This window comes from Desulforapulum autotrophicum HRM2 (genome assembly GCF_000020365.1).
GTDB classification, from domain to species: domain Bacteria; phylum Desulfobacterota; class Desulfobacteria; order Desulfobacterales; family Desulfobacteraceae; genus Desulforapulum; species Desulforapulum autotrophicum.
The window spans coordinates 2,957,786-2,969,219 of record NC_012108.1 but is presented as its reverse complement, the minus strand read 5'-3'; the positions used below and the strand labels follow the sequence as shown (position 1 = coordinate 2,969,219).

Genomic DNA, 11,434 nt, shown 5'->3' with positions numbered 1-11,434 from the left:
GGAGCATGATATCTGCTCTGGCCACAACGAACAATGAAACGCCTCAGTGTGCAATGCTTTGGTGGGCGTTTCATATAACCGGCACGGCCGGAACGAGGTATGGCTCCGGCCTCAACGAATTTTGAAACACCTTCATTGACAATGCTTTGACGAGTGTTTCATATAAAAAAAAGCTTGATCATTGAGTAATGACAAACAGCGATCTATAAGTCTATGATTGATGGGCTATACGGGTCGCAATTTTGAATGCTTCCGGAATTTCAACGGGTGCTTCCGTCGCCTTGTCCACCACAACGGCAACTATATGTCCGGTGGCGGCAAGGCGACCACTTGTTGCGTGTTTGCCTTCAAAGGCAATGGTAAAGCTGGTTCTGCCAAATTTTGAAATTGTTACAGAGACAAGGATTTCATCACCATAGGTCAGGGCAGATTTGTACTGTGAGCACGCTTCCACATAGTAGAAATTCATGTTGTTTTGGATAAACCAGTCAAAACTGCAGCTGATGTGATCCAGATATTTAAGAAAGGCCGTGTCAAAATAGGTTAGGTAATTGGCAAAAAAAACATGGCCGTTGGCATCGGTATCGGCAAAGCGAATGTCTATGGACTGGGTGAAGGGGGTATTTTCCAGGGGCATGTTTTTTCCTTGGGTTCAATTGTTTTCGTCAGTCATAAGTTCTCAAACTGCAACTACATCCTCAAAAAAGTTTTAAATACTTTGAGAATAGACCAAGTTAACCTGCTCCTCTTTATCATAACTTCAGGCGACTCTGCATCATTTTTTCTAACCATGCAGATGTCCAGGGGTGAACTTGAACCCAAGGTTCCCATTATTTTCATACTTTCCTTGACTAAAAGCATCTTCCTCTCTAAAGTTGAGTTCAAATTTAATATTGGAGAGAAACAACAGGTTCAACTTTGCCAGGAGTACGAAGGCGTTTTTGAGATTGGTTCTAATGTGGATGTGATGTTGAAGATCGATTCTTTCAGACAAAAGCCTGGCTATTGCGGCCCGGCATCGTTAAAAATAGTGCTGGGCTATCTGGGTGTTAAAATCACTGAAAAAAAACTGGCACTGATATCCGGTTGCAACCCGGCCTGCGGGATCGGGGCAGAGGGCCTTGTGGGTGCCGCCCAGAAGCTTGGTTTCCGCGGTCAAGTTAAAGATTTTTCAGACCTGGATGATATCCGTGAGTGGGTTAATTGTAAAAAGATACCGGTCATTGTCGATTGGTTCGCCTTTGAAGGGGGACATTATTCTGTCGTAAGCGGCATCGACACGGAAAATATCTACCTGGAAGACCCGAGCCTGGGTCATCGGCGGGCACTGAAGCTTTCAACTTTTATGCGGTTGTGGTTTGACTTTCCCAGCAATTACCTTAAATCCAAAGACGAGTTGATCATCCGGCGAATGATCATCATCGACAGGCGCACCTATGATGAGCGGCTTCGGAAAACCACCGGCTACTATGCGGAATTGAAGAAACTGGTGGCCGGGCGAAGCGATATCCGAATCGAAGGGCACCTCCTCAAACAGCGCAACTCCGAAACCGATTTTTACCGGATCGTCTCGCGCGACGTCAAGCCAAACGATCGATTCATGATCATCCGCGCCGGGATCCACGGGGATGAAGTGGCCGGTCCGCTGACCATTATCCGTTATTTTAACCGCATCTTCGATTATGCCCATAAACGCGGGATTAAGCTCATTATCTATCCCCTTGGCAATCCGACAGGCTACGATGCCCGGCAGCGCTATAACACCGATGAGGGCGAGGGGTCTGACTTTAACAACGATTTTGTACGCTACGAGCTTGAAAATGGGAAACTGGTGGATGACATCCGCCGGGGCGCTAAATTTAAACGGTGGTACTTGTCGTCCGACAGTCGGCTGAATCTGAACCTGCCGGCCGAAACGCTCCTCATGCACCATCTTCTGCGACGTGACCCTCTGGAAAACATCGTCGCAGCCCTCGACCTGCATCAGGACAACATTTCCAAAATTGATTATCCCGCCGCCTATCATTACGCTTTCGGAGATCTCTCGGTTTATGGCAGGATCGTTGAGGCGATCCATAAAACCGTGCCGATTCTGGCCCACAAGGTGATCAACGCCGGCCAGAACAGTGGCATGAGAACTGACAGAGAGGGCTTCATCGTCCGACATGACGGAACCTTTGGTGACCTGATGTACCGTCTTGGGGTGTCATATCCGGTAACGGCCGAAACCACCGGCAAAACGCCGATCGAAACGGCCTGTCGGGTCAATTGGCTATGGATCAAAGGTCTTGTCGACCTGGTGGCCAAAAAGCGCGCCATCGTTAAACGGTCTTTTAGTCGCGAGGTCGTTCAGCCGTTTAAAAAATTTGCATCCAGGCATCGCCTCATCAATGCTGGACGGGTCACGACCGATGCCGGGGTTTATCCCATATACGCGGTCCTCACCCTTAATCACTCCAGAGATCTTCCCCGCATCATCCTTTCGGCCGGCATTCACGGCGAAGAGCCGGCCGGGGTTTATGCCCTCCTGGAATTTATGCACCGGGACCTCGCCAGGTATCTGGGGCATTTTTCTTTTATGATTCTGCCCTGCCTCAATCCCTATGGCTTTACCCGTTGTGTACGTTACGGCAGCCAAGCAACCGACCTGAATCGATCTTTCGACAATGATACCGGGGTGCCGGAAATCGCCGCTGTCAAGGATTTGCTGCACCAGTTTTCTGGCCCCTACCGTCTGGCGGTTGACCTGCATGAAACCGACACCTATATGCCCCGGGGCAAGGCTTTTTTGGTCGAGGATATTCCGGCCGGATTCTATATGTACGAAACCACCCCCAGCGGGCGGCCGGTTCTCGGCCCGGCGATCCTGAAAGCCCTCCACACCGCAGGCTATCCCATCACAAAGCGCCAGTTGGTATACGACGCCGAATGCCGCAACGGACTGATCACATCCATTTCTCCCAACGCCCCTGATTACCCGGCGCAGTCCGAATTCAACGGCACTCTGGATTGGTATATGCTCAAAAAAAATTATACTCAACATTCGATTACAACCGAGACGCCCACCGCCTGGCCTTTAAGACGACGGATTGCCGCCCACAGAAAAGCACTGATCCATGCGTTGAACAACCTTAAAAAAAATTTGTAGAGATGATAACATCGACAATCTGCCGATCTGAATATCACCGGTAATCCTAACGAGATTCTTGACATCTGCAATGGCCCTAACCTGTCAGTGCAGCCATCCTTGCAAGTCCATTGGCTTTCACTGCATTCAGATCCGTACCAGAACCAACTAACTGCAAAGGATACACAAGGGATTCACGCAACGTAAAATCGGCCTGAACATCGGCCACTAAAAAATTCTCATGTCCCTTTGCCGTGCTTTAAGCGATCAATTGATGAACAAATTTACTACTGCCAGTAAAATTCAGAGACTGACTGATCAGATGTAAGATTTTCATGAGTGATAAAACTTTTAGGCATCATAGGATTGAATTAAAAGAAATTATGCACATCCTTTAACGTAGAAAAATAACCGTACAAACGAAAGGGGCATTTATGCTGAAAAAAACAAATCTGGTTGTGATTTTTCTAATGGCTTTTATTCTGGTCTTCTCTGCCTTGAAAACGCCTGTGATGGCAACTGGAAGTGTCGACAATCAAATATATGCCACACTATTAAAAAAGCATGTGATTGCCGGCCGGGTCAATTATGATGGTTTAAAAACAGACGAACTTCTGTTGGATCAGTATCTCGAGATACTCAGCAATACCGACATTGCTTCTCTTTCTAAAACCGCTCAATTTGCCTTTTACATCAATGCCTACAATGCTTTTACCATAAAGCTGATCCTTACCAGATACCCGGACCTTGGTTCCATTAAGGATCTTGGCGGATTTCTTTCAAGCCCATGGGATATCCAATTCATCCGGTTGCAGGATAAAAAAATTTCTCTGGATATGATCGAACACGATATTTTACGTCCCGATTTCAAAGATCCAAGGGTACATTTTGCCATCAATTGTGCATCTAAAAGCTGCCCACCTCTTCACAATGAGCCCTACGAACCCGATCGCCTGGAAGCGCAGCTTGACCAGCAGGCAAGAGCATTTATTAACGCTGAGAACAATTTTATCATCAAGGGATCCCAGATCTCCATCAGTAAGATTTTTAAATGGTTTAAAGGGGATTTTGATGATAACCCACTGAAATTTATACGTGCCTATGCCTCTGGTAATTTAAAGGATGCCCTGGAATCCAATTCTGTTATAACCAAGATCAATTACCTTGATTATGACTGGTCCCTGAACAATTAAACCGGGATTGTACTGTCCGTATCAACCAAAAAGTTTATCAGACTTATACTTTAATCCACTGGATATTTGAGTGCCCAAATCAGTCCAGTGGTTATGGGTTTTCCTTTGATCGGATAGCTATGTCTAAAATTTACCCCGACCAGAGGGACGGCGACAAAAAAGATAAGCCTCCTTCAAAATAAGCTCCCGCCACGAAAAAAAATCCTCTGAATAGCTATTGGAGGGGTTTTAAAAAAATAAACGTTGGATTTGGGTCCTGTTTTGGAATTGACAATCATCCGGTTTAAACGTAGAACCCCAGGTGAAATGAAGAGAATTAACCGCATACGCACCTGGATCTGGAAAACTATCGTTAAGATGATCTTATGCCTGTTTTGCTTTACCATCGTGCAGGTTCTGGCACTTAAATACATCAACCCGCCATTTACCCCTGATGTGGCATGGGAATGGGCAGAAGCCATCATTAAAAACACCCCGGACAAACGTCCCCGTTATGTCTGGAAAGACATCAAAGCTGTTTCGCCGCACCTGAGAAGAGCAGTCATTGCCGCTGAAGATCAGCGGTTTTTATCCCACAACGGATTTGATGTCACGGAAATAAAAAATGCTGTATCAAATTTAATCCGCCATGGGAAACTCAGGGGAGCCAGTACCATCAGCATGCAGACTGCCAGAAGCGTGTTTTTGTTATCCAGTAGAAGCGTGTTTAGAAAATTGGCTGAGGCCTATTACACGGTCTTGATTGAACTGTTCTGGGACAAACGGCGAATTTTTGAAATGTATTTAAATACTGTGGATTGGGGAACCAACGTCACTGGCGCTGAAGCAGCCGCTCAAAAATACTATTCAAAAAGCGCCAGACACCTCACATCGAATCAGGCGGCGCTGATGACGGCTATTTTGCCGAACCCGCACAAATGGTCTGTCAAGCACCCCACCCAGTATTTGAAAATGCGACAGCGACAGATCATGAAAAACATGCCTCAGATGCCGCTGTTGTAAGCCATCCTGACTGTTTATCTGCTGGTTTTAATTTTACCTGAAAGTTCTACCTAAAACTTGCAAGCGGTAGTTGGTTGGATATGCAATTTTTAGGTTCTATGTATCATAAGGTTGTCAATTATGGTGGTACCAAGGCAGCAGAAAACCTGGTTGATGGGGCCTTAGGGTTCACTCAAAAATAAATTACCAATTTTGGGGGTCAAGTCGCCTGCCCTGCAAGGCGTGAAAATGCAGGCATATCAGGAATACGCCGAATTTTTACAACGCGTCAGGGCTGGATGAATTGGCCTCCAAAATGTAAAGTTATTTTTGAGTGGGCCTTAGATCAGTCCACGATAATTTCCACCGTCTATTAGCAGGTTTTGTCCTGTAATATAGCGCGCCTGAACACTTGCCAGAAAAACAGCGGCAGCACCAAAATCCAATGGATCTCCAATGGTTTTGCAGGGGTTTGCGTCCTTCATCTCCTGGATTATTTCTGCCACAGGCCTGTTTTCCTGATCCGCCCGGTGCTGTGCCAGCTGATCGATGCGGGATGTTCTGTGGGTGCCTGGAAGAAGGGCATTGACCGTGATGCCTGAGGGTGCAAGTTCAGTTGCAATGGTTTTCAGAAAACCGGTCAGCCCGGTGCGGGCCATATTGGAGAGCAGCAGGTTGCCGATGGGCTGTTTCACTGAGATGGAAGTAATGGCAATGATTCTTCCCCATCCTTTTGATACCATGGCCGGGGTCAGGCCGTGGATCAGATGCACCGCGCTCATTAAATTCAGCCCAAGTGCTTTTTCATAGGCATCCAAAGGTGTGGTTGCAAAGGTTCCGGGTGGTGGTCCGCCTGCATTTGTCACCAGGATATCAGGATCTCCCAGGGAGGCTTGAACCTCTTGAATCAGGCGGTTAATCTCCTCGGCATTGCCCATATCAGCCCCGAAACCGACGACCTGGGTCCCGGTTTTTTGTGAAAGTTCACGGGCAACCTGGGTTGCCTCGGTCGGATTGCGGGAGCAGATGGCTAATTTGCAGTGTTCGCTGGCCAGCTGTTCTGCACAGCCGCGGCCCAATCCACGGGTTGATGCCGTCACCAGGGCAACTTTTCCTTGAATTCCAAAATCCATTTATTTTCCTCCTTAATATTCCATTGTGCCATGGAGCACAGGCTTTATGGAGACCACAGGTGTTCCATCAATGGCTTCCATGGGGCCAACTTTTAATCGATGCCCAAAGATTTCCAAAACGGTAACCCGGTGCAGGCCAAGTGGGCTGGGTGGTCTGTCTGGAGACCGTGTAGAAAAGACACCCGTTATAGGTTTTCTTTTACCACCCCGTGGGGGGGGAATCAAATGGTCTCGTCTTTTTATTTTGCGGCGTATGGTTTTTTAAACAAAATATGTTCTGCGACAAGGGCTTTTATCTGAACCAAGGGAATCATCTGAGAAGTATACTTTCACGATTTAAGGGGGACATGCTCGAACAGGTGGCTGGTGTGACAGCCCTTGATACCCTGGGGCCTGAAGACTGGATTCTTTTCAGGGAGCCTGTTCCCATCATCCCGTGGAGGATGAAATTGGAAGAATCAAGATCCCTGCATGGATAAAAGATTACCTGGAGCTATCTCCTCAAATTGACGTCTACATCAAAAGGGACTATCCTGATAATATAGGCTACTCCAGCTTGGTTATTCATTGCGGGGCATGCATGATTACACGGCGGGAGATGCTCATGGGAATTGAGCTTGCCCGGGGAAAAAATGTGCCCACCACAAATTAGGGATCTGTATCTCCTGCCTCCACGGAGTGTTAAAACGAATCCTCTCATCATTTCCTGAGGCATTGGCTATATGAAGTCGGAGCCCACCGGTATCTGCTTCGCATCGAATCCACGAACCCTTTGTTGTTTGGGCAGATACACCCGGATTCACAGCGACTGGAGACAAGAGTCGCCTGCCTTAAGGCATTGACTCGATTTATCCCCGGTTAATCTGTAGCAAAAATCATGAAAATGGCGTAAGAATAGACCATGACAGAATTGATATTGACAGAAAAATTCTCCGTGGCCTCGGATTTTGCCAAGGCCCTGGGAGTGAAGAATAAAAAGGACGGCTATTTTGAGGGGGATGCCCATGTGATCACCTGGGCCGTGGGTCACCTGGTGGAGCTGTTTGAGCCGGATGATTATGATGCAGGCCTCAAAAAATGGCGGGTGGAGACCTTGCCCCTTATTCCCGAACGATTTCGATACAAGCCCATCACAAGAACCCTGCAGCAGTTTCGGACCATCAAGGCCCTTTTAACCCAGCGGCAATTTGACCGGATTATCATTGCAACGGATGCGGGACGGGAGGGGGAGGTTATTGCCCGGACCATCCTGCTTGAGTCGGGCTTTAGGGACAAGGAACGGATCATGCGTTTCTGGACCAGCCAGGCCCTGGTGCCCAAGGTGGTCAGGGACACCATGAATCAGCTCAAGCCCATAACGGACTACGATCGCCTGTGGCGTGCCGGGTATTACCGCCAGGTATCGGACTGGCTGGTGGGCATGAACCTGACCCGCTTAATGACCGTGAGGCTTGGCGATCTTTTTTCAGTGGGCCGTGTGCAGACGGCGGTGCTGGCCATGCTTGTGGACCGGCGGAACGAGCGGGAGCACTTTATTCCCGAGACCTATTGGAATTTCAAGGTGCTGTTTTCCGGTGACAAGGGGCGCTGGACCGGGCGCTGGTTCAAGGAGAAAGAGACCCGGATTACGGACAAGCCCCAGGCGGACGCACTTTTGGAGCGGTTCCAGGCTGAGAAGGCCCCCGGTGTTGTGGTCTCCATGAAAAAAGAGACAAAGCAAGAGCCACCTCCGCTGCTTTTTTCTTTGACCGACCTTCAGCAGGAGGCCAACAATCGGTTTGGATTTCCGGCCAAAAAGACCCTGGCCATTGCCCAGGCCCTGTACCAGGACAGAAAGTGCCTCTCCTATCCCCGAACTGATTCAAAGGTCCTTGGCACCGCCAGCCTTGGTCTTGTTAACACTGTGTTGGGAAAACTTGAGCAGGCCTGTCCTGACCTGTTCGCCTTTGTGGACCCCAAGCGGGTGAGCCTTTCCAACCGGCGGGTGTTCAACGATGCAAAGCTCACTGACCACCATGCACTGATACCGTTCAAGCCCATTTCTGAGGCGGCCAGCCGGGATGAGAAGCTTTTATTTGACCTGGTGGTGCGGCGGTTTGCTGCGGCATTTCATCCGGATTGCCGGTTTGAAAGCACCCGGGTGGTGACCTTGTTTGCAAAGGAGACCTTTCAGACCCGGGGTAAAGTGATCCTGGATCCCGGATGGCAGCGGGTCTATGGTACAGGTATCCGTGACAAGGCTGAAGCTGAAATCATTCCGCCCCTGGTGGAGGGGGACGAGGGCGCTGTCGAAAAGATCGAACGGGAAGAGAAACAGACCAGCCCGCCCCCCGATTATTCAGATTCCCTGCTCCTCAAGGACATGACAAATCCGGGTCGGTATGTGGCTGAAGAAGAGATCAAGCGCCTCTATCGGGGAGATATCGGAATCGGCACCCAGTCCACAAGGGCGCAGATCATTGAAACCCTTATATCCAGGGGATATGTTCAGCGGGCAGGCAAACGACTTCTTGCCACGGACAAGGGGGGGTATCTGGTCACCCAGCTGAGAAAATGCCCGATCTCTTCGGTCTTGACCTCTCCCGAGGAGACGGCCCGGTGGGAGATGCAACTCAATACCATTGCCCTTGGAGAAGGGTCGGATATTCGGTTTCTGGATCATATCAAGGCCTTTGTTACCAATGCCGTGGCAGAACTGAAATCAGCAGGGCTCAACGTGAAGCTGTTCAAGGCCGAACAACCCCAGGCAGCGGTGATCGGTATCTGTCCCGCCTGCGGCAAGGCGGTCCGGGAAAACCCCAAGGCTTTTTCCTGTGAGGACAGGGGATGTGAGTTTGTGATCTTCAAGAGAATCGCCGGCAAAAGCATTTCCGCCAAAATGGCAACAAACCTGTTGCAATACCGTAAGTCCGGTCCGTTCAAGGGATTTATCTCCAAGAAGAAAAAACGATTCTCCGCCTCCCTTAAAATTGTCAACGAGAACGGACACTGGAAGGTTACCTTTGATTTCAACAATCAGGGAAAAGCATCCTCAAACAATGGGCAAGCCAGCCCCGACCCAAGGAGAAGCATCTCGACTGTTGAACGGGTCAGGTCGGAGCCCAGGGGCCCAGAGTCACTGTCAGCACCCGGAAGTGAACCCACCCAGGGCGCAGAAACCATGCGCTGTCCCCTTTGCAACGGAACCATTATCGAAGGCAACCGGGGATTTGGATGTTCCAACTGGCGGCCGGAACATGGGGATTGCCGATTTGTGATCTGGAAGGAAATCGCAGGTAAAACGCTGACCCTTCAAAACTTGGAGACCCTTATTGCGGGCAAAAAGACCCGGCCCTATGTGTTGAAAAACAGCAACGGCGACAAGTTCAAGGCAAGCATGAAGATGGTCAAGGCCCCAGGCCAGGGGGTTGCCATCGAGGTTGAACCCCAGGGTGAAGGCCAGGGATTCAAGGTTCTTTGCCTGCGATAACATAGCACCTTTAAGCCTCTCCCCGGCATTCTGATGGTTCCTTTTTCTACTCTCGTTTGTGGAGCCGGCTTTTCTCAAGCATTCGTTTGTAGCGTTCGCAGGGGTCCTGGTAACTTACCCGCTGGGTAAACCAGATATAATCATGGGCAGGGGAGGGCGCATACCCTTCAAGTTCCAGGGGGGCAAGGTAATCATGAACCGGTGAAGGGGTGCGGGTTATCTCGACAAACCCTACATTAACCTGGGATATGCCGGGTTTGAGGTGGCGCACCCGGTCAACCACCCCGAGGTTATGTTCGGTGTGGCCACCGCCGATGATAACCACCACGGGCCTGTCTGGCTGGGTGTCATGGAGCTCGGTAATGGTGTGTGCCATGGTATCGTTCCGGGCGACCCAGGTGTCAAAGAGGCGTGACTGCATCCTGGGATTTTTCATGCCGCAGTGAACTTTGGCAAAGAGATCGTACATGTAATCCTGGTAGTTCTTGTCATCAAGGTGGGTGGAAAAGATTGATTGCTTTTCAATCTTTGTGAGCTTGTCCCATCCTTTTCGTGTGATACGCCGCTTTTGGGCGTCTGACAGATCCAGTCCCGCAGCCACAAGGGCCTCTTTTTTTGCAAGGCATACCAGCTCAAGGTAATAGGACCAGAGGGCGTCTGATTTGGTGTCCCACCCCAGCTGTTTCCTGAGCATGGTTCCCACCTTTTTTTCAACAACATCCGAGTGTTTTGCCCGATGGGAATCTACAAAATCCAGTAAAAGGGGGGTGTCACCTGTTGAAAAAAATTCAAACCCCAGCTGGGGATGCTTGCCCTTTGCTATCAGGGCCTGGATAATTCGGCGCTGGAGCCTGTGATGCTCTGGATTATCATGTTTCTCCCCAAGATAGATCACGTCTGCCTGGAGCAAGTCGTCCACCAGGGTATCCATCTCCAGGATTTCCCCTGTGGCTGTATTGATCAGTTGTCCGATCAGGGGATCATTTCTGAACGGTTCCACCGGGGTTATACCGCAGGCCTGGGTCAATACCCCCATTGCCAGCACCAGGACTAATTTTAGCATGGGTCGCATTTTTCAGCTCCTTTTCCGTGAAGCCATCCTTGCCGCAGCTTTTGAACTGTGGACCAGCGGGGCTCGGGCCTTGGAAAGTTGATCGTTTTAATTAATGGAAAGTTAAACGGCGCACTCTGTGTTTGAGGTGCACCCATGGTACGGTCTTCATTGTTGAAATTTATTGCTGCAGGAGCCAGAGATCGTGGATGGCGAATGTGAATGGTTGGAACAGTGAATCGATACGCTGCTATCAAAACATGAAGGAATCGTTTTTTCTTCGGGCTCGTTCTCTACGGCAGATCCAGCCCACAGTGGTGATGTAGGTGTAGCCTTTAGCTGCCTCTTGCCTGCGTTCGGTCTCTCTTTTTTCGGCTGGAGTTGACCCTTTTTTAAGGGTGGATACTTTTTTTGTTTTCATCCCCCACTCCTTTTATCTTGTTCCCCGGATGGATAATTTTATATAATCAGTATCATTTC

At 49.4% G+C, this 11,434-nt stretch carries 11 protein-coding genes; 6 read left to right on the top strand and 5 right to left on the bottom strand.

Annotation, left to right across the window (positions count from 1 at the left end; genetic code table 11):
- Positions 1–211 precede the first annotated feature (211 nt).
- Positions 212–637 carry an acyl-CoA thioesterase gene (locus HRM2_RS12905; RefSeq protein WP_015904456.1) on the bottom strand — a complete coding sequence of 142 codons (426 nt, stop codon included), beginning with the start codon at positions 635–637 and terminating at the stop codon, positions 212–214.
- A 153-nt stretch (positions 638–790) separates the two neighbouring features.
- On the opposite strand from HRM2_RS12905, the gene HRM2_RS12900 reads away from it, so the two are divergent.
- From HRM2_RS12900 to mtgA, 3 genes are all read left to right on the top strand, one after another.
- Positions 791–3,148: a cysteine peptidase family C39 domain-containing protein gene (locus HRM2_RS12900; protein ID WP_232364017.1), complete on the top strand. Its 2,358-nt coding sequence runs from the start codon at positions 791–793 to the stop codon at positions 3,146–3,148.
- A 413-nt stretch (positions 3,149–3,561) separates the two neighbouring features.
- On the top strand, positions 3,562–4,320 hold the full coding sequence (locus tag HRM2_RS12895; RefSeq protein WP_015904454.1) for a DUF547 domain-containing protein: 759 nt from the start codon (positions 3,562–3,564) through the stop codon (positions 4,318–4,320).
- A 306-nt stretch (positions 4,321–4,626) separates the two neighbouring features.
- Complete coding sequence (mtgA, locus tag HRM2_RS12890) at positions 4,627–5,322, top strand: monofunctional biosynthetic peptidoglycan transglycosylase (RefSeq protein WP_041273945.1); 696 nt, start codon at positions 4,627–4,629, stop codon at positions 5,320–5,322.
- A gap of 320 nt (positions 5,323–5,642) precedes the next feature.
- On the opposite strand, the gene HRM2_RS12885 is transcribed toward mtgA, so the two are convergent.
- A complete protein-coding gene (locus tag HRM2_RS12885; RefSeq protein ID WP_015904452.1) occupies positions 5,643–6,434 on the bottom strand; it encodes an SDR family oxidoreductase in 792 nt (263 codons plus the stop codon).
- Between the two features lie 12 nt (positions 6,435–6,446).
- The gene (locus HRM2_RS28335; protein ID WP_015904451.1) at positions 6,447–6,659 is read right to left on the bottom strand and encodes a TrmO family methyltransferase domain-containing protein; all 213 of its coding nucleotides are present in this window, start codon (positions 6,657–6,659) and stop codon (positions 6,447–6,449) included.
- Positions 6,660–6,706: 47 nt separating this feature from the next.
- Between HRM2_RS28335 and HRM2_RS27670 the strand changes: the two genes are divergently transcribed.
- The 3 genes from HRM2_RS27670 to topB all read left to right on the top strand — a co-directional run bounded on the left by HRM2_RS27670 (position 6,707) and on the right by topB (position 9,903).
- Complete coding sequence (locus HRM2_RS27670) at positions 6,707–6,913, top strand: hypothetical protein (RefSeq protein WP_232364016.1); 207 nt, start codon at positions 6,707–6,709, stop codon at positions 6,911–6,913.
- Positions 6,871–7,086, top strand: a complete 216-nt coding sequence (locus tag HRM2_RS27095) for a hypothetical protein (RefSeq protein WP_015904449.1) — start codon at positions 6,871–6,873, stop codon at positions 7,084–7,086. The genes HRM2_RS27670 and HRM2_RS27095 overlap by 43 nt, the downstream gene beginning before the upstream one ends.
- A 249-nt stretch (positions 7,087–7,335) precedes the next feature.
- A complete protein-coding gene (gene topB / locus HRM2_RS12880) occupies positions 7,336–9,903 on the top strand; it encodes a type IA DNA topoisomerase (protein WP_015904448.1) in 2,568 nt (855 codons plus the stop codon).
- Positions 9,904–9,949: 46 nt separating this feature from the next.
- On the opposite strand, the gene HRM2_RS12875 is transcribed toward topB, so the two are convergent.
- Together HRM2_RS12875 and HRM2_RS27090 are read right to left on the bottom strand one after the other, a co-directional pair.
- The gene (locus HRM2_RS12875) at positions 9,950–10,975 is read right to left on the bottom strand and encodes a ChaN family lipoprotein (protein WP_015904447.1); all 1,026 of its coding nucleotides are present in this window, start codon (positions 10,973–10,975) and stop codon (positions 9,950–9,952) included.
- Positions 10,976–11,207: 232 nt separating this feature from the next.
- Positions 11,208–11,375 (bottom strand): hypothetical protein, encoded by a 168-nt coding sequence (locus HRM2_RS27090; protein ID WP_015904446.1) that lies wholly within the window; start codon positions 11,373–11,375, stop codon positions 11,208–11,210.
- Between the last annotated feature and the right edge of the window lie 59 nt (positions 11,376–11,434).